This is a genomic window from Micromonospora sp. NPDC000207 (assembly GCF_040300925.1).
Taxonomy (GTDB): domain Bacteria; phylum Actinomycetota; class Actinomycetes; order Mycobacteriales; family Micromonosporaceae; genus Micromonospora.
In genome coordinates this window covers 1-22,590 of the sequence record NZ_JBEPEQ010000063.1, presented here as the reverse complement: position 1 = coordinate 22,590, position 22,590 = coordinate 1, and the positions used below count along the sequence as shown (strand labels likewise).

General features: G+C 71.2%; 20 protein-coding genes and 1 pseudogene. 11 read left to right on the top strand and 10 right to left on the bottom strand.

The window, feature by feature from the left end; translation table 11 throughout:
- Nucleotides 1–86: 86 nt before the first annotated feature.
- Nucleotides 87–941, top strand: a complete 855-nt coding sequence (locus ABT336_RS16905; RefSeq protein ID WP_350897542.1) for a hypothetical protein — start codon at nucleotides 87–89, stop codon at nucleotides 939–941.
- On the opposite strand, the gene ABT336_RS16900 is transcribed toward ABT336_RS16905, so the two are convergent.
- A complete protein-coding gene (locus ABT336_RS16900; protein ID WP_350897541.1) occupies nucleotides 920–1,552 on the bottom strand; it encodes a hypothetical protein in 633 nt (210 codons plus the stop codon). The genes ABT336_RS16905 and ABT336_RS16900 overlap by 22 nt on opposite strands.
- A 133-nt stretch (nucleotides 1,553–1,685) precedes the next feature.
- Here ABT336_RS16900 and ABT336_RS16895 point away from each other — a divergent pair, with 133 nt between their 5' ends.
- Entirely contained in the window at nucleotides 1,686–2,447 is a 762-nt protein-coding gene (locus tag ABT336_RS16895; protein WP_350897540.1) for a class I SAM-dependent methyltransferase, read from the top strand.
- 37 nt (nucleotides 2,448–2,484) lie between these two features.
- Here the strand turns inward: ABT336_RS16895 and ABT336_RS16890 are convergent, their stop codons facing one another.
- Nucleotides 2,485–3,198 (bottom strand): hypothetical protein, encoded by a 714-nt coding sequence (locus ABT336_RS16890; RefSeq protein ID WP_350897539.1) that lies wholly within the window; start codon nucleotides 3,196–3,198, stop codon nucleotides 2,485–2,487.
- Nucleotides 3,199–3,427: 229 nt separating this feature from the next.
- On the opposite strand from ABT336_RS16890, the gene ABT336_RS16885 reads away from it, so the two are divergent.
- Complete coding sequence (locus ABT336_RS16885) at nucleotides 3,428–4,027, top strand: dihydrofolate reductase family protein (protein WP_350897538.1); 600 nt, start codon at nucleotides 3,428–3,430, stop codon at nucleotides 4,025–4,027.
- 54 nt (nucleotides 4,028–4,081) lie between these two features.
- Here the strand turns inward: ABT336_RS16885 and ABT336_RS16880 are convergent, their stop codons facing one another.
- A complete protein-coding gene (locus ABT336_RS16880; RefSeq protein WP_350897537.1) occupies nucleotides 4,082–5,434 on the bottom strand; it encodes a hypothetical protein in 1,353 nt (450 codons plus the stop codon).
- Between the two features lie 784 nt (nucleotides 5,435–6,218).
- On the opposite strand from ABT336_RS16880, the gene ABT336_RS16875 reads away from it, so the two are divergent.
- Nucleotides 6,219–6,722 (top strand): TIGR03089 family protein, encoded by a 504-nt coding sequence (locus tag ABT336_RS16875; RefSeq protein WP_350897536.1) that lies wholly within the window; start codon nucleotides 6,219–6,221, stop codon nucleotides 6,720–6,722.
- 27 nt (nucleotides 6,723–6,749) lie between these two features.
- Here ABT336_RS16875 and ABT336_RS16870 read toward each other — a convergent pair whose 3' ends face one another.
- A complete protein-coding gene (locus ABT336_RS16870) occupies nucleotides 6,750–8,312 on the bottom strand; it encodes a hypothetical protein (RefSeq protein ID WP_350897535.1) in 1,563 nt (520 codons plus the stop codon).
- A gap of 212 nt (nucleotides 8,313–8,524) precedes the next feature.
- Nucleotides 8,525–10,204 carry a DNA repair helicase XPB gene (locus tag ABT336_RS16865; RefSeq protein ID WP_350897534.1) on the bottom strand — a complete coding sequence of 560 codons (1,680 nt, stop codon included), beginning with the start codon at nucleotides 10,202–10,204 and terminating at the stop codon, nucleotides 8,525–8,527.
- Nucleotides 10,205–10,642: 438 nt separating this feature from the next.
- On the opposite strand from ABT336_RS16865, the gene ABT336_RS16860 reads away from it, so the two are divergent.
- Nucleotides 10,643–10,846: a hypothetical protein gene (locus ABT336_RS16860; protein ID WP_350897533.1), complete on the top strand. Its 204-nt coding sequence runs from the start codon at nucleotides 10,643–10,645 to the stop codon at nucleotides 10,844–10,846.
- 19 nt (nucleotides 10,847–10,865) lie between these two features.
- Here the strand turns inward: ABT336_RS16860 and ABT336_RS16855 are convergent, their stop codons facing one another.
- Entirely contained in the window at nucleotides 10,866–13,337 is a 2,472-nt protein-coding gene (locus ABT336_RS16855) for a helicase-associated domain-containing protein (protein ID WP_350897532.1), read from the bottom strand.
- An 83-nt stretch (nucleotides 13,338–13,420) separates the two neighbouring features.
- Here ABT336_RS16855 and ABT336_RS16850 point away from each other — a divergent pair, with 83 nt between their 5' ends.
- Entirely contained in the window at nucleotides 13,421–14,044 is a 624-nt protein-coding gene (locus ABT336_RS16850; protein WP_350897531.1) for an HAD family hydrolase, read from the top strand.
- 29 nt (nucleotides 14,045–14,073) lie between these two features.
- Nucleotides 14,074–14,460: a cold-shock protein gene (locus ABT336_RS16845; RefSeq protein ID WP_350897530.1), complete on the top strand. Its 387-nt coding sequence runs from the start codon at nucleotides 14,074–14,076 to the stop codon at nucleotides 14,458–14,460.
- Here the strand turns inward: ABT336_RS16845 and ABT336_RS16840 are convergent.
- From ABT336_RS16840 to ABT336_RS16830, 3 genes and pseudogenes are all read right to left on the bottom strand, one after another.
- Nucleotides 14,421–15,302, bottom strand: coding sequence for a 1,4-dihydroxy-6-naphtoate synthase (locus ABT336_RS16840; protein WP_350897529.1), 882 nt, complete (start codon nucleotides 15,300–15,302; stop codon nucleotides 14,421–14,423). The two genes, ABT336_RS16845 and ABT336_RS16840, sit on opposite strands and share 40 nt — an antisense overlap.
- Before the next feature lie 482 nt (nucleotides 15,303–15,784).
- A pseudogene (locus tag ABT336_RS16835) lies at nucleotides 15,785–16,435 on the bottom strand (futalosine hydrolase); the annotation flags it as partial.
- On the bottom strand, nucleotides 16,432–18,171 hold the full coding sequence (locus ABT336_RS16830; RefSeq protein ID WP_350897528.1) for an MFS transporter: 1,740 nt from the start codon (nucleotides 18,169–18,171) through the stop codon (nucleotides 16,432–16,434). The gene ABT336_RS16830 and the pseudogene ABT336_RS16835, both read right to left, overlap by 4 nt.
- Nucleotides 18,172–18,269: 98 nt before the next feature.
- On the opposite strand from ABT336_RS16830, the gene ABT336_RS16825 reads away from it, so the two are divergent.
- Nucleotides 18,270–19,109 (top strand): DUF3027 domain-containing protein, encoded by an 840-nt coding sequence (locus ABT336_RS16825; RefSeq protein ID WP_350897527.1) that lies wholly within the window; start codon nucleotides 18,270–18,272, stop codon nucleotides 19,107–19,109.
- A 17-nt stretch (nucleotides 19,110–19,126) separates the two neighbouring features.
- Here ABT336_RS16825 and ABT336_RS16820 read toward each other — a convergent pair whose 3' ends face one another.
- Nucleotides 19,127–19,381, bottom strand: coding sequence for a DUF2530 domain-containing protein (locus ABT336_RS16820; protein ID WP_350897526.1), 255 nt, complete (start codon nucleotides 19,379–19,381; stop codon nucleotides 19,127–19,129).
- A gap of 115 nt (nucleotides 19,382–19,496) precedes the next feature.
- Here ABT336_RS16820 and ABT336_RS16815 point away from each other — a divergent pair, with 115 nt between their 5' ends.
- The 3 genes from ABT336_RS16815 to ABT336_RS16805 form a co-directional block, all read left to right on the top strand.
- The gene (locus ABT336_RS16815) at nucleotides 19,497–20,975 is read left to right on the top strand and encodes an NCS2 family permease (protein ID WP_350897525.1); all 1,479 of its coding nucleotides are present in this window, start codon (nucleotides 19,497–19,499) and stop codon (nucleotides 20,973–20,975) included.
- Nucleotides 20,976–21,142: 167 nt separating this feature from the next.
- Nucleotides 21,143–21,592, top strand: coding sequence for a MarR family winged helix-turn-helix transcriptional regulator (locus ABT336_RS16810; protein ID WP_350897524.1), 450 nt, complete (start codon nucleotides 21,143–21,145; stop codon nucleotides 21,590–21,592).
- Nucleotides 21,593–21,732: 140 nt separating this feature from the next.
- A partial coding sequence (locus ABT336_RS16805) for an MFS transporter (RefSeq protein WP_350897523.1) occupies nucleotides 21,733–22,590 on the top strand: 858 nt, incomplete at its 3' end.

Sequence of the window (22,590 nt, the reverse complement as noted above, 5' to 3'; positions counted from 1 at the left end):
GGGGGTCGTACCCCTTGGGGTGGGTGGGGTCGTACCCTCGGTGGGGTTCGGCGCGGGGAACGGGTCGGGCCGGGAGAGGCGTCGAGGTGGGTGACGGGCGGTTCGGGCGGACCCTGGACCTGGGGTCGCGGGCCTGGTGGCGGGCGGTCGGGCGGCGGGTCGACCTGGCCGGGGAACACCGGTGGTTGGACGCGCCCGCGTGCGGGCCGGGGCCGGTCGGGGAGTCGTGGCTGGCGGCCGAAGCCGAACGGGTCGGCGGGAGCGTCGACGCCGACGTCACCGACGGTGGGCTCCTGGCGTCGATGTCGGTGCTGGACGGGCCGGGGTTCCGGGCCGCAGACCTGGACGAGCGGGTACGCGACTTCTACGAGCACACCGCCCGGTGGCGGATGGACGTGTGGACCCAGTGGTCACCGGTGTTCCAGCCTGGCGGCGAGCTGATCAGTCGGCTGTTCGGTCGCCGGGTCCAACAGTTGGCACTGCCCACCCGGCCGATGGACGTGGCACACGGGATGGACTCCCGGGTGGTCCACCTGCTCGACGCCGAGGGGCGTCAACACGCCGCCGGTTGGCTGCGGACCCTCACCGCCACCGGAGAATACGTCTACAGCGGGTGCTACTCGGCGCGACTCCTGCCCGGGTCGGACCAGCCCAGCGTCCACGTCGCCTTCCCGTTGGAGTCGGGAAGCGTCCAGGTCTTCCTCCGCCCCCACGTCGAACCCGACGGTTCACTGCTGTTGACCTCGGCGTCGAAGGCCTTCGGGGACCCGGGGGCCTACGTCCTGGTCCGGCACGGAGACCGGGCGTACGCCGCCCGACTGCCCCTGCACGAGCGGTTCCACGTGTACGCCGACCCGCGCGGGATCCTCCGTACCGACCATCATCTTCGGTTGTACGCGGCCCGGGTCCTGCACCTGCACTACCGCCTGGGACCGGCCTGACGGCCCCGATCCGTCGGGGTCTCCGAGTGGCGGGCCGCCCCCTGTCGGCGGTGCGGGCTGTGCTCCCCGACGGACTGCCCCGCCGACGGGGCATCGTCACCTGCCGGTTGGGGCGACGGGGTGGATACCCGACGACCGCCCGCCGCGAAACCGGGTGAGGTGGCCCCGGCCGCCAGCACCCGTTGCCGTGCCTCGTCGAGGGTCGACCGGGTCGAGTCGAGGTCGTACGTGTCTCGGTTCGGGTTCCACGGCAGCTCCGTTCCGACCCGGAACATCACCGTCGCCTCCCTCTGCTGGTTGAGTGCCTTCTCGACCTCGCCCGCGCGGTCCCTCCACCACGCCGCCTCCGGATCGTCGCCCACGCTGCGTTCGGCAGTGAATGTCGCCGCCAGGCGTAACTGTTCACCGGCGTGCCGCTGCTCGGCGAGAGCCTGTCGAAGGTGCCGTTGCGTCCGACCGGGCACCCGACCGACGGAATCCAGCTCCGCCAGCGCGTTCGACTGGCTCGTCTCGGCCTCCCTGAGCAGGGTCGAGAATTCCAGTCGGTCGAGGTAGTTGAAGTCGTCGGTGACCTGCTGACGCAGGGCGTTCATGCCGTCATCGTGATTCATGGCGGTCCATCCTGTGGGCTGGTGGCCGGGTCGCCTGTCCTACGGGGGTCGCCCCCTGCCGGTTCAGCCCGGCGGCGACCGGGTCCTCGAAAACCCGTGGGTGTGGTCCGCCGACGCCGGTCACACTGGTGTCGTGCGTACCTTCGACGAGCTGATCGAGGAGGCCGCCGCCGTCGACGTCTCCGGGTGGGACTTCGGGTGGCTGGCCGGTCGGGCGACCGAGGAACGCCCACCGTGGGGCTACTCCCGCCTGGTCGCCGTACGCCTGCCCCGGGCCGCCGCTGCCCTGGACCTCGACACCGGCGGCGGTGAGATCGTCGCCGAGATGCCGGAGTTGCCGCCGAGGATGGCGGTCACCGAGTCCTGGCCGCCCAACGTCGAGCACGCCCGACGGCTGCTGGAGCCTCGCGGCGTCGAGGTGGTAGCGGTGCGGCCGGGGGCGGCCCTGCCCTTTCCCGACGCCGGGTTCGACCTGGTCACCAGTCGGCACCCCGTCGACCCGGACTGGGCGGAGATCGCCCGGGTCCTGATCGACGGGGGCACCTACCTGGCTCAGCACGTCGGCCCGGCGTCGGCGTTCGAGCTGATCGAGTTCTTCGTCGGTCCGCAGCCGGAGCACCGCCTCGACCGGGATCCCGTCCGGGAGTCCGCCTCGGCGGAGGCGGCCGGACTGCGGGTGGTAGACCTACAGAGCGTCCGCTGCCGGATGGAGCTGTACGACGTCGGCGCGGCCGTCTACCTCCTGCGCAAGTGCGTCTGGTGGGTCCCCGACTTCACCGTCGAGCGGTACCGGGAGACCCTCCGGCGTCTCCACGACCACATCCGGCAGTACGGCTCCTTCGTCGCACACTCGACCCGCACCCTCGTGGAGGCCCGCCGGGAGGCCCGGCGCTGAGGACACGACCACCGGGCCTGAGGACACGACCACCGGGTCAGCGGGTACGACCGCCACCCCCGTACTGCGAAGGTCGCACGATCCGTGGCCGGTTCATCTCGGCGAAGTCTGCGCTGGTGAGTTTTCGTGGCGCCGCTTCTGCGGGGTCCGACGCGGAGAAGTAGCCGTTCCGCTGCGGTACCTGTGCCTGTGCCGCAGCGGTGGTCAGGGCAGGATCGATTTCGTTCGGCGTGGTCATGTCCGGCCAGCTCTGAGGATGCGAAGTCGTCTTGGCGACCTCGCTGCTGACGCGGGTGTTCGTGGCCTCGTGGAGTTGGTCGTACTCCTTCTGGTTTGCCACGAGCTCCGTCTCGCTGGCGTAGACGCCCTTTACCTTGGCTGTCTGGATCACCTCGAACTCCTTTCGATCACGATTGAGGAGTTGGTGTCCCTCCAGCAGGAAACTCGCCGTCCTACCCGTTTCCGGGTCGGGGAAGCGGATATGGTTCTCGTTCTGCTGGGGCTGCTGGTAGCGGTCCAGCCCCGAGTACAGGTAGGTGGTTCCAGCGTCCTTCGCTTCCTCGGCCATCTTCTTCACCGCCTTCTGCTTGAGAATGGCGGTGGTCAGAAGATCCATCTGCTTGACGGCTGCTCTCGTCTGATGGACGAGGCGCTGCTGCGCCTCCGGTGGGAGTAGCTCGAACTGCTCTCGGTTCTCGTTGGTGAGGTAGGTGGTCAGTGACGCTTCGCCGTTGCGTTCCGGGGAAGGCATGTGGCTGCTCCGTCCAGTCGGTGGCCGCGCCGTGAGACCCGGCGGGTGCTGACTGCCGGTCTCTCGGGTGCCTCAGGGGTCGATCGACTCCACAACGGACGAGGTGGGAGGACGGTTCAACACAGTGTTGCCGCTCCGGCTCGACACGCGGGTCACGGGTCGGACAGGGTAGAACGATCAAGGGAGGGTTCCGGCAGGGTGACTCTCGCGGGCGACGAGGAGAAGCGCGATGTGGAGTGGGGTCTACGCCGAGGCGAGCATGTCGTTGGACGGCTACATCGCCGATCCCGACCAGGGCGGCTTCGACCAGCTGTTCCAGTGGTACGGCAACGGTGACGTCCACACCCCCACCGCCAAGCCGGACCTGCCGTTCTGGACGTCACCCGCGAGCGCCGACCACCTGCGGCGGCGGACGATGGGGGAGACCGGGGCGCTGGTGGTGGGCCGCCGGCTGTTCGAGTTGACCGCCGGCTGGGACGGGCAGCACCCGCTGGACAAGCCGGTCGTGGTGGTGACCCACCAGGTGCCGTACGGCTGGCCCCGGGACGACGCGCCGTTCACCTTCGTCACCGACGGGATCGCCAGCGCCATCGACCAGGCCCGGGAACTGGCCGGGGGACGCTGGGTCGGGGTGAACGGGGGGACCATCACCCGACAGTGCCTGGAGGCCGGACTGCTCGACGAGATCCGGGTCAACCTGGTGCCGGTCCTGCTCGGCGACGGGGTGCCGTTCTTCGGACGCCTCGGCGTCGGGCCGGTGGAGCTGGACAACCCGACGGTGGTGGAGGGCGACCGGGTCACCCACCTCTACTACCGGGTACGCCGGTGACCTGAACCTCGCCGACGCCCACCGCCGCCTCGGACACCTCGAAGCGGCCCGCTGTCACAACGACCGGGCGCGGGCCCTGGTCGACGCCCTCCCGGACGACGAGTACGGAGTGACGATCCGGTTCGGCATCGAACGGGTCGGCGAGGCGCTCGACGCCCGTACCCGGGAACTGCTCGTCAACTGAGCGGCGTAGGCCACGGAGACGCCCGGCGCTGGGGCAGCAGGCGGCGTCGGGGCGGCGGGTGGCGGCGGTGCGGCCGTCGGCGCCGGGGCGGCGGGCGTGGCGGTAGGACGCGTCGAGGCGCGGCGCTGCGGGGTGCCGTTCGACGGCCGACGGGACGACGGCAGGGGCTGGAACCGGGTGTCCTCCCACTTGCGGGCCTCGCCCACGCTCTTGGCCGCCAGGCCGATCTCCTGGAGACCGAGCCCCACGTACCGGGCGGCCGGGCTGGTCGCGGCGACGCTGTACGCGATGGTGGCGGCACCGGTGAAGCTGAAAAGGCCGCCGGCCAGCTTCGGCACGTTCACCCTGCCGTCCCGGAAGCCGCGTACCACCTCGCTGGCGAACTCTCCGGCCGCCGTGCCTCCGGCGAGCAGGGCCGCCGCCACCGCCCGGGGATTCGGCGGTACGACGCCGGTCCCCCCGGCCGCCCGACTCCGCTGCTCCAGGTCACGCTGGATGTCGAGCGCCAACGCCTGCAAAATCGGGGCGGGAAAATTGAGGGCCGCACCCGCCATCTTCGCGATGTCGCCGTTCGGAAGGAGCCCGACCCCGCCGTCCTCCCACCGGTAGCCCTCGCCGAGGCTCTTGAACCCCAGCCCGACGCTCTGCACACCCATTCCGACGTACCGGGCCAGGTCCACCCGGCTGGCCATCCCGCCCACGTTGACCAGTAGGCCACCGGCGGTCATGACGCCGCCGATCAGCTTGGGAAGATTGAGCCTGCCATTCTGGAGGTAGCGGACGACCTCGCTCGCGGCGTCACCGACCGCCGTCGCCATGGAGACTCCTACGCCGGCGGTCGCGAGCTGCGCGCCCTGCCCGGCGACGTCAGCGATGCCCACGGCGGGCACGGCCAGCGCCACCGTCGCTCCGGTAGCCTTCGCCAGGTCCCCATCGAGGTACGGGTTCCGGCGTGGCCCGGCCACACCGCCCTCCTCGACCCACCGCTGGGTGTCCAGCCGGGTCTCCGCCCCGACCTCCGCCCCGACCTCCGACTCCACCCCCCACCTCGGCTCCGACTTCGGCTCCAGTCCCGAACTCGGCTCAGGCTCGGGCTCCACCCAGCTCCCCGGCATCAGGGTGCGCCGCTTCCCCGGCTCGGCACGTCGATGACCATTGCCCTCGGCCTCGAAAGGTCGCGCCGAGGCGGGCTGCCCGGACGGTACGTACGTCTGCCGCTGCACTCTGCGTCTCCTTCTCCGCTCACGCGCTGCTGCGTCGGTGCGTTCGGCCCGCCGGCCTCACCGGCCCTGGTCCGTTGGCCTCGTTGGTCTCCTGGCCTCACTGGTCCGCTGCGAGGGAAGGCTAGATTTCCGAAGCGGACATTTCCCTACCTCAAGGTGAACAGAGCTGCCCGGGAAGGTTGCTCTTCGACGCGGGCCGCCTCGCCTCCCTTCGCCGCCCTCCCGGGCTGCACTTCGTCGAGTCACGCCTACCCCGGTGGCTCTTCGCCGAGTCGCCCCTTCCCCGGGCTGTCCCTCGGGCTGCCTTTCGCGGGGTCGTCTTTCGCGGGGTCGCACTTCCCCGGGCTGTCCTTCGCGGGGTGGTCGCCCTTCGCGTGGCAACCCTTCGCGTGGCAGCCCTTGACTCAGCCGTCCTTCGCTGGGCTGCGGAAGACCTCCCCTCGCGGTATTCGTGGGCGGTCCTATCGGCGGGGCAGCTCGAAAGGGCTTGCTGTCGGTGTCTGGTGGGGGTTGTTTGCGCAGGTCGTTGCCACGTATGGCGGCCCGGTCTCACAGGCGGGGCAGCTCGATAGCGGTGCTGGCGCTACTTGGTGGGTGCTGTTGGAAAAGCGGGATGCGGCAGGTCGAGTTCCGGGGGCGGCGTCCAAGGGATGGGTGGGTGCGCACGTAGGATGAAGTGCTGTCGGTGAATGTGCGGCCGGGGGCTGCGGGAAGGGATGTGCCGGATGGACGTTGCGCTTCCTGTGGCCGTACCGGCCTCCACGGCAGGGTCGACCGGCCGCTGTTGACCTACCTTGACGGGCTCAGCGGGGAGCGGGTGGAGCTGAGCGCCGTCGAGTTGGGGCGGGGCGCGGCACTGACGGCGGGGTTGTTGCGCGACGAGTGTCTACTGTCGCCGGGCAGTCGGGTCGCGGTGCTTCTTCCGCCGCACTGGCGTACCGCGATGATTTTGCTCGGGGCCTGGTCGGTGGGGATGGCGGTGTCGTTCCGGCCGCGCGCCACCGCCGGGCTGCCGGTGCTGGAGCCGGGGGCCGACCGGCCGTACGACGGGGTGTTCGTCACCCCGCAGCGGCTGGACGACTGGCTGGAGGACCTCCCCGACGGTGTGCACCGGTACGTGGTCGGCACCGGCCCCGAACCCCTTGTCGACGCGGCCGAGCACGAGCAGCCGCTGCGGTGGCTGCTCGCGCCGCTGTTCGCCGGGGCCTCGGTGGTGCTCTGCGCCGACCTCGACCCGGCCCGCCGCGACGAGATCGTCACCGCCGAACAGATCACCCGGGTCCTCTGACCGGCTACGCCATGGTGACGACCCCGGTCACCGTTGGTGCCCCGCTCCGGGCTGTCCCTGGGGCTGGTGCCATCCACCCGTCGGGGGGCGATAGGGCTGGTACTGGGTCTGGTTCGGTCGACCCGTCTGCGGCGGATACTGCTGGTGCTGTGTCACCTGCCCCGAGCCCTGTCGTCCGTGCCAACTCGTCGGCACCTGCTGCCAGGGTTGCGTTGCCTGGGGCTGTGTCGTGACCTGCTCGGGGTGGTGGAAGCTGTTCAGGGCCTGAGCCTGCCGGTGAAGTTCACCGCCACTGAGCTGGCTGTTGCGCAGGTCCTGCTCGATGGCGGTGGCCATCTCGCCGCGCTGGGAAGGTCCAAGGTTGTTGGCCTGAGCGAGGTTCCAGTAGAGCCTGTCGCTCAAGTAGGTGCTCATGTTCGGGCGCTCGCCGTAGAAGGCCGAGGTCAGCTCCGACCACTTCGTTCTGATCTCCTCGTCGCGTTCGCTTTCGCGATTCGGTTGGCGGTGCGGGAGGGCGTTTCCGAGGTCGGCCATCGAGGGAAAGGTGGTCGACCTGGCCGGTGCCCGCACGGCCTCCTCGTGAAGGTCGGCCGGTAGCGTCGATCGGCGGAGAGGCTGACCTTGGGGATCCCAGTTCGTTGGGGCCGTCTGTTGGTTGTGGGTCGACCTGTTCGGGGACGGCTGCGGATTCTGGAACTCGGACCTGATCGATTCGAACGTCTGGGTGGCCGATTCTGCTGCCTTGTAGAGATTCGACTGCCGGAAGTTCGGAACGTCGGAGTCCTGCCTCTCCAGGACTGCGATCACGCCGGCAGCGACACGGCGATTCTGGTCGATGTCGTTGAATGTCGGTCTCTGGGACCATTTACCCCCTTTTTCGAGCAGTTCCTGCACCTCGTTGAGGGCCTGGTTCGAGTGGGGGGAAACCTGTTCGTGGGCCATGTTCCAGACGTCGACAAGCGATTCGTAGGCGAGTGTGCGCGTGGCGTCGGGTAGCGGGGGCGGCGAGGGCTGTCTCGCCGGGGGCGGTGACTGTAGAGCGGCGGTGCTGCTGGTAGTGCTGCTTAGTTGCCCCTGCTGCAGGACCGGTCGCCGGGGAATGGACCATGTGGGTGCGGTCGAACTCGGCACGGCGGCGTGGGCGTATCTTTTTTCGAGTTCCTTGGCCGACCGATATGCTGCTGTGTTCCTGGCGTCGCTCTCGATCAGGGGGCGTCTGGCCTTCTTTGCCAGGGTCAGAGTGGTCGATTGAATGTTTTCCAGACTGTTCGGATCCGCCGTCAGCTGCGACCGTGTCTCGTCGAGGACGTCCGCAATGTTGTTCCAATTTTCGGCGGTGAGTTGGGTTTTCAGGTCCCGAAGTTCGCCGGCCAGTCTGTTGAAGTCCGCAGTGCTTTCCTGCTCGGCGGTCCGGTGGACGGGCTCGGACGGTCCACCTGAGGTGAGTTCGTCGTGGCGATCGAAGGGATTCGGCTGCGAGGCGAGCGTCGGTGATCCGAGCGGCGTGGGCTGCCAGCCGGGCGGGAGTCGATACCCGGTGGGTGACCCGGGTTCCGAAGGCTCCCAGTCGGGGTCGAATCTGTCGGACATGTCATCTCCTCTGCGGCCGATGGGGTTGGGCGGTCAGTCCGTCACTTCCCGTCAGGTGGCATGCCGGAAGGGCGTGGGTGGTCACCGTCGTTCCCTGTCACTACGCAGGACCTCGACGCCGGTTCGACCGGCGACAGTACTTTTTGCCGACACCACCGCCGCGAGCAGGGCAAACGGGTGCCGGGAGCAGGTAGATCGGTGCCGGTACGGGGTCAGTCGACGGAGGGCAGCGGCGGGCCGAGGACGTCGTCGGCGTCGACGATCGTGTAGGCGTACCCCTGCTCGGCGAGGAACCGCTGCCGGTGCGCGGCGTACTCGGTGTCGATGGTGTCCCGGGAGACCACCGTGTAGAAGTGGGCCTGGCGGCGGTCTGCCTTCGGGCGCAGGACCCGACCGAGGCGCTGGGCCTCCTCCTGCCGGGACCCGAAGGTCCCCGACACCTGGATCGCCACCCCCGCCTCCGGGAGGTCGATCGAGAAGTTGCCGACCTTCGAGATGACCAGGGTACGGATCTCACCCGACCGGAACGCGTCGAAGAGCCGCTCCCGTTCCTTGTTCGTGGTGGAACCCTGCACGATCGGGGCGTCCAGGTACTCGCCGAGCTGGTGGAGCTGGTCGATGTACCCGCCGATCACCAGCACCTGGTCGTCGGTGTGCCGCTGCACCAGGGCGCGGACCACCGGGAGCTTCGTCCGGGCCGTCGCCGCCATCCGGTACCGCTCCTCGGCCTCCGCCGTCGCGTACGCCATCCGCTCGGCGTCGGTGAGGGTGACCCGTACCTCTGTGCACTCGGCCGGGGCGATCCAGCCCTGCTGCTCGATGTCCTTCCACGGGGCGTCGTACCGCTTCGGGCCGATCAGGCTGAACACGTCCCCCTCCCGGCCGTCCTCCCGGACCAGGGTCGCGGTCAGGCCCAGCCGGCGGCGGGCCTGGAGGTCGGCGGTGAACCGGAAGATCGGGGCGGGCAGCAGGTGCACCTCGTCGTAGACGACCAGCCCCCAGTCCCGGGCACCGAAGAGGTCCAGGTGGGTGAAGGCGCCCTTCCGGCGGGAGGTGAGGACCTGGTACGTGGCGATGGTGACCGGACGGATCTCCTTGCGTTCACCGGAGTACTCGCCGATCTCGTCCTCGGTCAACGAGGTCCGGGCGATCAGCTCCCGCTTCCACTGCCGACCGGCGACGGTGTTCGTCACCAGGATCAGGGTGGTCGCCTTCGCCTCGGCCATCGCCGCCGCCCCCACCAGGGTCTTGCCCGCCCCGCAGGGCAGGACCACCACCCCGGAACCGCCCGCCCAGAAGGCCTCCACCGCCTCCCGCTGGTACGACCGCAGCGTCCACGGCTTCCCGCCGTCGGCACCCGACTCGGCCAGGTCGATCTGGTGCGCCTCCCCGTCGACGTACCCGGCCAGGTCCTCCGCCGGCCACCCCAGCTTGAGCAGCGCCTGCTTCAACCGGCCACGCTCGGAGGGGTGCACCACGATGGTGTCGTCGTCGACCTTGTCCCCGAGCATCCCGGCGAGCTTCTTGCTCTTCGCGACCTCGATCAACACCAGCCGGTCCAGGCCCCGCAGGACCAGACCGTGCGCCGGGTCGTTCGCCAACTGGAGTCGGCCGTACCTGTCCATCGTCTCGGCCACGTCGACCAGGAGCGCGTGCGGAACCGGATACCGGGAGTACGTGATCAGCGCGTTCACCACGCCCTCGGCGTCGTGCCCGGCGGCACGGGCGTTCCACAGACCCAGCGGGGTCAACCGGTAGGTGTGCACGTGCTCGGGTGAACGTTCCAACTCGGCGAACGGGGCGATGGCCATCCGGCATGCCTGCGCGTCGGGGTGGTCGATCTCCAGCAGCAGGGTCTTGTCCGACTGCACGATCAGTGGTCCACTGCTCACGCCACGTGTCCTCTCCTCGCCGCGATGTCGACCGTCGACGCCTCTGACCTGCGCCGGACCGACCCACCAGTGTGACACGTACGCCGGATTTCCCGAGAAAGACCGGCTGTCGAGGCAACCTGACCGGCCGCCACGGCGTCTACCAGGCGACCGCTGCTTCGGACGCCTCGACGCGTACCCGGCGGCGGAGGGTCGGGCCGGCGCGTGCGCGTTCGGTTTCGTCGCCCGGCCGGTCGGGGTCACCACCCCCGGCCGAACGGCGGCGCGACGGCATCGGGGGTGAACGCCACGCCCGGGCCCGCCCCCGGCCCGCAGGCGACCCCCGGCCTGGACGAGACCGTCACTCCCGCACCCAGCGCGAGTCCTGCACTGTCGAAACCCCGCTCCCGGTGACACTCTGGAAAGGGTCGGTACCGGACGAACGGGGAAGGCGGGTTGATGGCTGTCGACCACGACGAGGTCTCCACCACCACGATCGTCGCGTACGCGGTCGCGGCGACAGTCCTGTTCGGCTGGTTCCTGTTCGGCTGGCTCGTCCTCCGACAGGGGTTCGTCGCCTCCGTCGGCGAGGCGGCCGGTGCCGGATCCGCCCTGCTGGTCGCCGTGACCGTCATCGGCAGCTACCGGCGCAACCGCCGCTGACCCGAGCCGCCGTCCGCCCTCACGTGTCCAGGACGGCGGCGGTGATCCGGTGCAGGGCGAACGTGTGCAGCATCTCCGTGCGTTCGTCCTCCGCCCGCAGGTAACCGGCGCCGATCGACACCGGGCGCAGCAGCCGGGACGTGGTCGCCCCGTGCGGATCGACGTACCCCACCCAGACCAGCGCCTTGTCCCGCAACGCCTGTTGCAGGACGGCGATCGCGTCGGTGTGGGTGTGCACCGGCACCGGGCCGGTCCGGGGGGCGGCACCCCGTACCGTCGCCGGAGCCCGTCGGGCGGCCCGCGCGGCAGCCTCCCCCCGCCGGATCTGCTCCACCACCCCCAACAGACGGGGCAGCGCCGGTCGGGGAGTGGTCAACGGGTCCACCGCCCGGGAGGTCGGCGGCCGGTGCGGGGCTCGCCGACTCTTCGGCCTCGACAGGACGGTGGCCCCACTGGCGTCCTCCGGCACCGGCGCGTACCCGGCGTCGCGCAGCGAACTCAACAGCAGCCTGCTCTGGTACGTGGTGACCAGGACCGTCGGGGCGAGCCGGCGCAGCGCCAACGACTCCAACCGCCGGTCGGCGAGCACCTCAGCCAGCAACGCCTCGTCGTCGCTGCGCAGATATCCACCTGCCGACCCGGCCCGCAACCCCCCGTGCTTACGCGCGGCGTCGTCGATCAGATAGGTCAACCCCTGCGGAATCGGGGTACGCGACCGGCGGGTGAACAGGTCGTGCAGGTCCTCGGCGGTGTACCCGTGATCCAACGCCCGGCGCACACTGGCCGGGGTGACCCGGTGCACGGCCGCCCCACCGGCCGACTCCGGTTCGGCCACCACGTCCAGCTCGCCGGAGAGCGCCGGATCGGCCGGCCCCGGCACCACCACCGTCAGGTCGGCCTGCACCAGGAAGTGGTCGACCGGGGCGGGGAGCAGCGCGTCGAGTGCCCGTACCGCTGTCGACGGGTCGGCGTCCCGGTTCTCGGCGAGCAACCCCAGCGGGTCGACCTGGGCCCGCTCGTCGGCGGTCACCTCGGCCAGGAGCAGCCGCCCGTACGAGGTCATCGCCCCCAGTCCCGTCACCCCCAACGCGGCCGCCTCGGTGAGCACCTGCCGGTGCGCGGACTCCCGCCCCCGGCTGCGCCGGGGTGACCGCCACTCCAGCAGGGCCAGCACCTCGTCGACGGTCGGCGCGGTCGCCGGAACCAGATCGGCCAACACCCCGAGGACGGCCCGCCGGGCCGACGGTGCCGCAGCCCGCTCCGCCTCGGCGGACAGCACCGTGATCGGCCGGTCCCGGTCGTCGCGTTGACCCACCAACCCGACCTGTCGGGGCATGGCCAGCCAGGCCCGGGCCAGCTGCTCCCACCGCTGGGCCAGGGACCCGGCGCGCCACACCTCGTACCCGACGGTCGGCAGGACCTGCTGGTCACCCCCGTACCGTCCGTTGGCGGCGGGCAACTCCACCTCGCCGAGGAGCGCCGCCGCGTACGCCACCTCCACCAGCAGGGCGACAGTCGACTCGTCCAGCCCGACGGTCCGGGCCATCCGACGCAGGTCACGTACTCCGAGGCCCCCCGAACGCAGCACCGGCACGGGCTCGTCGGAGAACTGTTCCAGCAGCGCCTCGGTGTGCCGTACGACCTCCATGGTCTGCCCGGCCCCCGCCGAGTCGGCGGCCTTCGGCTCCCGGGGCGGGGACGCGACAGTCGGCGGAGCCGACCGCAGCGGGCCGAGCGGGCCGGAGTCCCGCCGCAGGAGCAGCCCCACCTCGCGGGGCAGCTCCACGGTCCCGGTGCCACCGCTTCGACCACCGGCGACGAGCACCAGGAGCCGGTTGTCGAGCAGCCACCGTACCGGCGAACCGGTGGGGGCACCGCCGTTCGTCGGGTCCGGCGGGACGCTGTCCTCCGCACCCGTCGGCGGTGCCTGCAACGCCCCCGGGGGCACGCTGCCCACCGGCGGTCCGGCGGCCAGCCGGTCCAGGACCGCCCGAGCCGACGGGGGCGCGGACAGCAGGGTCCGGCGCAGCTTCGCCGGGTCCGCGCAGAGCGCCGCCGTCGCCGGGTCCAGCTCCGCCGCCGGTCGGCCCAGCCCCGCCGGGTACGGGCTGATCTCGTCCACCGACTCGGCGACGAGCAGGCTGCTCTCCGGGCCGTACAGCAGGAACAGCGCCCGCAGCCGCTGCACCGCCGAGCGGACCGAGGTGGGGGCGGGTGGGTGCGGACCGGCGGTGGCCATGGCCAGGATCGCCTGGGTGTCGGTGGTGCGCTCCTCGGGGTGCCGGGTCAGCCTGGCGGCGTCGAGGATGCCGATGGTGAACTGGTCCAGCCCGTCGAGGGCCCGGGTCACCGAGACCCGTGACAGTGCCCGGGTGGCGAGCGCGCCGACGTCGGCCGGGACCGGTACGACCAGGTCCGGCCGCAGCTGAAGGAGCGCGGCGAGGGCGTCGTCGGGCAGCGACCGTAGCTGGTCGGCGAGTGAGGTGCTCATCGTCGTTCCACGCTAGCCCGCCGGGCCCCTGTCGCGCCCCTCGGACGTCCGGGTGAACCGGGACTGCGAGGTACCGTCGCCGCATGTCTGCACTGACGGTCGGCTTCGACCTCGACATGACCCTGGTCGACTCGCGTCCCGGCATCGCCGCCACGCACCGGGCGTTGACCGCCCGTACCGGCGTGTACGTCGACGCCGACGCGGCGGTCTCCCGGCTGGGGCCCCCGCTCCGGGTCGAGATCGCCCGCTGGTTCCCGCCCGAGCAGGTCGACTCGGCGGTGGTGACCTTCCGGGAGCTGTACCCGGAGTACGCGATCACCCCGACGGCACCCCTGCCCGGGGCGGCGGAGGCGATCGCGGCGGTACGCGCCCGGGGCGGCCGGGTGCTTGTCGTCACCTCGAAGCTGGGGGCCCTGGCCCGCCTGCACCTTGACCACCTCGGGCTGGCCGTCGACGAGGTGGTGGGGGACCTGTTCGCCGAGGAGAAGGCGACAGCGCTGCGGGCTCACGGGGCGACCCACTACGTCGGTGACCACGTCGCCGACATGGTTGCCGCGCACGCGGCCGGGGTGCCGGGAATCGCGGTGGCAACGGGTCCGTGTTCCCGGGAGGAACTGGCTGCGGCCGGGGCGGAACTGGTGCTGGATGATCTCACTGAATTCCCGGGGGCGCTGGAAGGCTTGGTCCGGCTAGCCTTGACGGAGTAGTCGAATCGAGCGAAGCAGGGGAACCGAAGGTGCCGACGGGTCGAGTGAAGTGGTTTGACGCGGCCAAGGGATACGGGTTCGTCACCAGTGACGAGGGTGGCGACGTGTTCCTGCCCAAGGGCGCGCTACCGGCGGGTGTCACCGACCTCAAGGGCGGCCAGCGGGTCGACTTCAGTGTGGTGGACAGCCGCCGGGGGGCCCAGGCGATGGGGGTCAAGCTGCTGGAGGCGCCGCCCTCGGTGGCCGAGCTGCGGCGCAGGCCGGCCGAGGAACTGCACGGCCTGGTCGAAGACATGATCAAGGTCCTGGAGGCGAAGGTCCAGCCGGACCTGCGCCGGGGCCGGTTCCCCGACCGCAAGGCCTCGCAGAAGATCGCTCAGCTGGTCCACGCGGTCGCCCGCGAACTGGAGGTCTGAGGGGTCAGTCCGGCGTCGGCGGCCCGGTCCAGCAGCGCCGTCACGGCAGCGAGGCCGTCGACGCCCAGGTCGGCCGTGAACTCGTTGACGTACAGGCCGATGTGCCGGTCCACCACGTCCGGCTCCATCTCCTGGGCGTGGTGGAGGACGTATTCACGGCTGGCGTCCGGGTCGGCCCAGGCCTGCCGGACGGATTCCCGGATCCACCCGGCGGCTACCTCCGGGTCGACCGCGCCGCGCCGGGCCAGGATCGCGCCGAGCGGGATCGGCAGCCCGGTGTCGGCCTCCCACCACTCGCCGAGGTCGACAAGGGCTGTCAACCCGTGCCGGGGGTACGTGAACCGGGCCTCGTGGATCACCAGACCCGCGTCGTACCGCCCGGCGGCGACTCCCGGCATGATCTCGTGGAACGGCACCACCTCGATCCGGGCCGGTGGCCGCTCCGCCGCCCAGAGCCGGAACAGCAGGTACGCGGTGGTCCGGTCCCCCGGCACGGCGACGGTGGCCCCGCTGAGATCGCCGCCCGACCCGGCGGCGGCCCCGCTCCGGTCGGCCCCCGGCGCGGCGGCGGGATGATCCCCCCGGGTCAGCACCAGCGGACCGCATCCGCGCCCCAGCGCCCCGCCGCAGGGCAGCAGGTGGTAGTCGTCCAACAACCAGGGCAGCGCCGCATAGCTCACCTTGACCAGGTCGAACGCCCCGCGTTCGGCCGCCGTGTTGGTCACGTCGACGTCGGCGTAGGTCACCTCGACCGGCGGTGCCCCCGGCACCCGACCATGCACCAGCGCGTGGAAGACGAAGGTGTCGTTGGGGCAGGGCGAGATCGCCAGAGAGAGCGCCACACCCCCACGGTATCCCCGCCCCCACCGCCCACCACCCACCACCCACCGCTGCTGGTAGCGGGCAGGCCCCGCGAACAACCGAAAACCCTCCCCTGTACGCCTTCACGCCGCGTCGCCTCTGGTGCCTGCGTCTTGCCGTTCGTTGAGCCTTGGCGAGTCGGTGTAGTCAGTCAGCGCCGCTGTGGACCTGCCCTCACGAATGGGGCAGGCAATCCTGCTTCTCCTTTCGCCGCCCGCTCGCCGTGGCGGTCCTATGGGTGGGGCAGCTCCATAGCGCGTAGCCACTGTTCCTCGTCGCCGTCGGGCGCGGGCGGTCGCTGACGACGAGCAGACGCGACTCTTGCTGGCCTGCGGTTTCAGTCGGGACGGCCCCCGCCTGCGGGCGATGAGGCTGGAACGTCCCGGCCCGGACCGGAGTTCAGCAGGTCCGGGTCGGGGTTCAGCAGGTCCGGACCGGAGTTCAGCAGGTCCGGATGGAGGTTCGGCAGGGCTGCCGCCGCGTCCGTGAGGGCGGTGAACGCCTCGGCGAGCCGCCAGGCCGTCCGGTCCCGGGGGCCGACCGGGTTGGAGATGGTACGCAGCTCGACGAAGGGTAGCCGGGCCCCGGCGGCGGCGACCGCGACGGCGTACCCCTCCATGGCCTCGGCTATCGCGTCGGGGTGCCGGTGGGTCAGGGCGGCGGCCCCGGCGGCGGTGCCGGTGACGGTGCTGACAGTCAGCACCGGACCGACGGCGGCGTGGGGGAGCCGGGACCGCAGGGTCGCCAGGAGCGTCGGATCGGCGGGGAGGACAGGGGGTGCGCCGAGAGCCTCGGCCGACATCCCCAACTCGTCGACGGGGATGAACCCGGCCGGGGAGTCGGCACCGAGGTCGGCGGCGACGCTGTGCTCCGCGAGTACGGTGCCGGCCACCGTCACCCGGCCGGGGAAGCCACCGCCCACGCCGGCGCTGATCACCGCCCGGTAGGGGCGTCCGGCGGCCTCCGCGCGGGCGAGCAGGCGGGCGGTCCCGGCGGCGGCCACCGCAGGGCCCACCCCCACCGGCGCGACTGTCACCCCGGCGGACTTCGGCAGCCCCCGCCGGACCGCCTCCGCCTCGGCGGACACCGCAGTCACCACGAGCAGCCCGGTCACGTAACCGGCCCCGGCGACTCGCGGCGGTCGCCGTCCTCGGCACCGGCACCGGCAGCCCGGCTCACAGCCGAGGACGGTCGGTAGATGTGGTAGCCCGGCGGGGCCTGTCGGGCCTCCTCTGCGGGGGCGGTGCGGGCCCCGGCGGGGGCCGGTGAGATCGGGGTCGGATCCTCCCGTTCCGGCTGTGGCTGCCGCTTCGGTCGGATCGAGATGGTTCGGTCGCCCGGCGGTGGGCCGGTGGCGGGACCGGCGTCCACGGGCTTGCCGTCCTCGGGCGTGGCGTCCTTGGGCTTGCTGTCCTTGGGCTTGCCCTCCTCGGGCTGGGCGTCCTCGGCGAGTTCGTCGTCGCCGAGGGGGCGACCGGCGAGGCGTTCGGCCCGGAGTCGCCGCGCGACCACCACCCCCCGGACTGCGGCGATCACCGCCACACCGGCGACCACGGCGACGCCGATCCGGCCGGAGAAGGGTACGAGCCCGAGTCCGCCCCCGGCGACGAAGGCGAGCATCAGCGCCGTCTCCGAGTGGGCGAAGGAACTGGCCCGGAGACGTTCCGGGATCCGCTCCTGGATCGACGCGTCGACGGCCAGCTTCGCGATCCCGCTCATCGCGGCGGCGACCAGGCAGAACAACGCGACCATGGCCAGCGAGAACTGGAGGGCGGTCAGGACGGCCAGCCCGGCCACGACGATGATGCCGCTGGTCTGGATGGCGACCGGCCGGTGGATCCGCAGTCGGGTGCCGACGGCGGTGGCCAGGAAGGTGCCGACGGCGAGCGCACCGCCGATCAACCCGAGCGCCAGTTCGGGGCCGAGACTTCGGCCGAGGAGGCTGGTGTCCAGGTCGCCCTTGCGCAGGGCGAAGGCCAGGAAGAGCAGCAGGAAGCCGTAGACGGCGCGGAGCGTCGCGGCGCCGACCAGCGTGGCGATCACCAACCGCCCGGCCGGACGGCCCCGGCCCAGTGGCCGGTCCCCGTTGCGGCCCCACAGCGCCCGCAGTGGCCTCGGGACCCGCTCCGGCGGCTCGGAGTCGGCCTTCGGCGGCAACCGGAGCGCGACCACCATGCCGACCAGGAAGATGACCGAGGCGACCCGGAGTGGCCACTGCGGCCCGAACCAGAACGCGGCCAACCCGATCGGGGCCACCAGTGCTCCGGCGATGGTTCCGTACACGCTGGCCCGGGCACCGGCCTGGGACAGGCCGAGCCCCTCGGGTAACAGCCGGGGGACGGCGGCGGACCGGGCCACCCCGTACGCCCGGGACAGGGCCAGGACGCCGAACGCGGCCGGGTAGAGGCCGAACCCGTGGAGGTGGTCGGAGATGAGCCAGGCCAGGAAGGCGCGGCCGAGCATGGTGACGGCCAGGGCGTACCGGCGGCCGTGCCGGAAGTGGTCGAGCAGCGGGCCGACCACCGGAGCCAGCATGGCGAACGGCACCATCGTGACAAGCAGGTAGAGCGCGACCTTGCTGCGGGCCTCGCCCAACGGGACGTTGAAGAAGATCGTCCCGGCCAGGCCGATGGCGATCAGGGTGTCCCCGGCGCAGGAGACGGCGTGCAGATCGAACAGCCGGACCATGCCGGTCTCGTTGCCGGCGCCCTTGGTGCGGGCCTGTCCTGCCTGGCGGGTCACCCAGCGTCCTCCGCTGACCGAGCCCCGCAGCAGCACGCGGGTGGCGCGGATGCCGGTGCCCACGGTGCGTCCGAGGACGGACCGCTGGGAGCGGGAGAACAACGGCATGTGGACATCCTCGCCCATCCGCCCCGTCGACCGCATCAGTGCGTGCAGAAGTCCCGCCACGGACCGAAGCGGGGAGTGCCTGGCGTCCCGAGACGAGCATGGGGAACAATGGGTGGGTGACCAGGCCCGCCGCCAGCCGCGCCCCCCGCCTCGACCAGGTCTGCGCCGCCGCCGTCGAGGTGGCGCGCGACAGCATCACCGAGGTGGATCCCGACGACGTCGGTGAGCACGTGAGGGCCGTCGCCGAGGGTGACCGACTCGTCACCCACTACTTCGAGTGCCGGCTGGCCGGCTACCGGGGTTGGCAGTGGGGGGTGACTGTCACCCGGGTTCCGCGCAGTCGGGCGGTGACGGTCTGCGAGACCGTCCTCCTGCCCGGTTCGGACGCGCTGCTCGCCCCCGGCTGGCTGCCCTGGCAGGAGCGGCTCAAGCCCGGCGACCTCGGTCCCGGTGACCTGCTCCCGACCTCGCCGGACGACTCCCGGCTCACTCCCGGGTACGTCATGTCCGACGACCCGGCCGTCGAGGAGACCTCCTGGGAGCTGGGGCTCGGTCGCCCCCGGGTGCTCTCCCGGGAGGGTCGGGCCGACACGGCCCAGCGGTGGTACGACGGTGACCACGGCCCGCAGGCAGCGATCTCGACGTCCGCCCCGCCCGCCGCCCGCTGTGGCAGCTGCGGGTTCTACCTCCCGCTGGCCGGTCAACTCCGGCAGGCCTTCGGGGCGTGCGGGAACTTCTACGCCCCCGACGACGGTCGGGTGGTCAGCGCCGACCACGGGTGCGGCGCGCACTCGGAGACCCTTGTCGAGACCGGGGAGACCCCTGTCGACGAGTTGCGGACCGTCTACGACGACAGCGCCGTCGAGGCGATGTCGGTCAGCCGGGCTCCGGGTTCGGTGGAGTCGGCCGAGCCGGCGGAGCCGTACGGTCACCCCTGACCCGGAGTGGTGCTGAGCTAGGAGAGTTTGGCGGCGGCCCGGCGACGGCGTCGTCTCGCGTCGTGCCGCATCATCACGGCCAGACCGGGGATACCCCACAGAAAACCGGCCAGGCACGTCCAGAGCCAGTCCTGGTGACCATGTTCGGTCAGCCAGTCGCGGAACAGTAACAGCGCCAGGCCGGCCATCGCCCAGGCCGCCATTCCGGCCACGACGAAGGGGACCATCGGCGGGTCGAGCGGCTCGGGCCGCGGCTTCTGCTGCTGTCCCACGGCACCGAGGGTACGCGACAGGCCTTTCCCGCCCGTCGTCGATCTGCGACGATGCGCGCAGGATTCGATCTCCGCCGATGTGTTCGATCCTCCGACGACCACTGCGAGGGACCCGATGGCAGTAGCCCCGCCCGAGAACGGCACCCCGCCCGAGCCCGCGCGTCCCCGAAGCGGGTTCGACAGGTACTTCGAGGTCTCCGCCCGTGGCTCGACGATGGGTCGGGAGGTCCGGGGTGGCCTGGCGACGTTCTTCACGATGGCGTACATCGTGGTGCTCAACCCGTTGATCCTGGGCGCGGCGGTGGACGGCGACGGGCAGCGGCTGGCGATCCCGGCGTTGGCGGCGGCGACCGCCCTGGTGGCGGGGTTGATGACGGTCCTGATGGGGGTGGTCGGCCGGTTCCCGCTGGCGGTGGCCGCCGGGCTCGGGGTGAACGCGCTCGTCGCGTACGAGATCGCTCCGGAGATGACCTGGGCGGACGCGATGGGCCTGGTGGTGATCGAGGGGTTGATCATCGGTGTGTTGGTGCTGACCGGGCTGCGTACGGCGGTCTTCCGGTCGGTTCCCACCCAGATGAAGACCGCCATCGGGGTGGGGATCGGGCTGTTCCTGACGATCATCGGTCTGGTGGACTCCGGGTTCGTCCGCCGGATTCCGGATGCCGCGAACACCACTGTCCCGGTCGGGTTGGGGATCGGCGGCAAGCTGGTGAGCTGGCCGATGCTGGTCTTCGTGGTGGGGTTGCTGTTGACCCTGGTGCTCGTGGTGCGTCGGGTCCGGGGTGCCATCCTGGTCGGGATCCTCGTCTCGACGGTGTTGGCGATCGTCATGCAGGCACTGTTCAACATCGGTCCGTCAGTGGTCGACGGGGTGTCCAACCCGAAGGGTTGGTCGCTGAACGTGCCGGAGATCCCGAGGACGGTCGTGGCCGTGCCGGACCTGTCCCTGCTCGGCAACTTCAACGTCCTCGACTCGTGGAGCCGGGCCGGTTGGCTGGTCGCGTTGATGTTCGTCTTCACCCTGTTGATCACGGACTTCTTCGACACCATGGGCACGATGGTGGCGATCGGCCAGGAGGGGGACATGCTCGACGAGGAGGGGACCCCGCCCCGGGCGAAGGAGATCCTGCTCGTCGACTCGATCGGCGCGGTGGCCGGTGGTGCGGCGAGCGTGTCAAGCAACACCGCGTACGTGGAAAGCGCGGCCGGGGTCGCCGAGGGGGCGCGGACCGGGGTGGCGAACCTGGTCACCGGGGCGCTGTTCCTGCTGGCGATGTTCTTCGCCCCGCTGGTGGTGATCGTGCCGTTCGAGGCGGCGTCGACGGCTCTGGTGGTGGTCGGGTTCCTGATGATGACTGCGGTACGCACCATCGACTGGTCGGACTACGAGATCGCCATCCCGGCGTTCCTCACCATCGTGTTGATGCCGTTCACGTACTCGATCTCGAACGGGATCGGGGCGGGGCTGATCGTGTACGTGGTGGTGAAGCTCGCCAGGGGGAAGGCCCGTCAGGTGCACCCGCTGCTGTACGTGGTGGCCCTGCTCTTCGTCGGCTACTTCCTGCGGGGTCCGGTGGAGTCCCTGCTGCTCTGACCCCCGCACCGGAAAGGGCCGCCTGGCGGGTGTGCCTCTGACCTGGGTAAGGGCCGCTGGTGGTTGGGGTCCGTACCGGCCACCCCGCCCTGTTCCCGGTCGGGGGCACCGGTGAGGATGGTCATAGGGGGCGGCCATCGGCCCGCTCATTAGTTAGGCTAACTATCGTGACGGAGCGGACGGTGACGGCGAGACGCGTGCCACCGGCGCAACTGGCCAGCCAGTTGCGTGATGCGATCACCAGATTGAACCGACGGGTCCGCCAGGCCCGGCCGGTCGGCGACCTGACGGTCACCCAGCTCAGCGCGCTCACCAGCCTTCAGCTGGCGGGTGCGTTGACGCCCAGGGAACTGGCCGACGTCGAACGGGTGCAACCACCCACGATGACCAGGATCGTCGCCAAGCTGGAGGAACGCGGCCTCGTACGACGTACGCCTCACCCGACCGATGGTCGCCAGGTCATCCTGGCCCCCACCGAGGGCGGCCTCGCCGTGCTCGACCGGTTCCAACGGGCCCGCGACGAGTGGTTGGCCAGTCGGCTGACCGAGCTCGACGAGGAGGAACGCGACACGCTACGGCGGGCCGCGGAGATCCTCCAGGGGCTTGCCCGAGGCTGATCGCCACCCGACCGCGCCCGGACCACCGGGTCCAGCCCGCGACGAGCGGGCCGGGTCCGCGCGTGCCCTCGCGTGCTGCGCCACCGCGCCGCGCCGTCATCCGACGATGACGCGTACGACGGCGAGGAGGCGCACCGAGAGTGCAGGCCAAGTTGAACACGATGTTCCAGTCCCTACAGGTCCGTAACTACCGGCTCTTCGCCACCGGGCAGCTGATCAAGATGATCGGTGTCTGGATGATGTTCGTCGCCCAGGACTGGCTCGTGCTTGAGCTTTCGGACGACTCCGCCACCGCCCTCGGTGTGGTGGTGGCCCTCCAGTTCACCCCGGTGCTGCTGCTGACCCTGCTCTCCGGGCGGCTCGCCGACCGGTACGACAAGCGGATGCTGCTCTTCGTCGCCAACGCGTTCTGGACGGTGCTGGCGCTGGCCATGGCCGCTCTGGTCCTCACCGACCTGGTCCAGCTCTGGCACGTCTTCGTCTTCGCCGCCCTGCTCGGGGTGGCCAACGCGGTGGAGACCCCGGTCCGGCAGTCCTTCGTCTCCGAGCTGGTCGGCACCTCGCTGCTGCCGAACGCCCTGTCGCTCAACGCGGCGGTGTTCAACTCCGCGCGGATCATCGGACCGGCAGTCGCCGGCCTCTCCATCGCCGCCGTCGGCACCGGCCCGGTCTTCCTGGTCACCGCGCTCAGCTCGATCGCCCCGCTGGTCAACGTGGTCCGGATGCGCTCGGCCGACCTGTACCGCAAGGACCTGCCGCCGCTCGCCGACCGCGCCCAGGCCAAGGTCGTCGACGGACTGCGGTACGTCTGGCGTCGCCCCGACCTGCTGCTGCCGATGGCGCTGATGTCGGTGATCGGGATGACCCTGTTCAACTTCCAGCTGACCCTGGCGGCGCTGGCCAAGACCGTGTTCAACACCGGGGCCGCCTCGTTCGGCCTGTTCAGTTCCGCCCTGGCGGTCGGCGCGCTGGCGGGGGCGCTCGCCGGCACCGGGCGG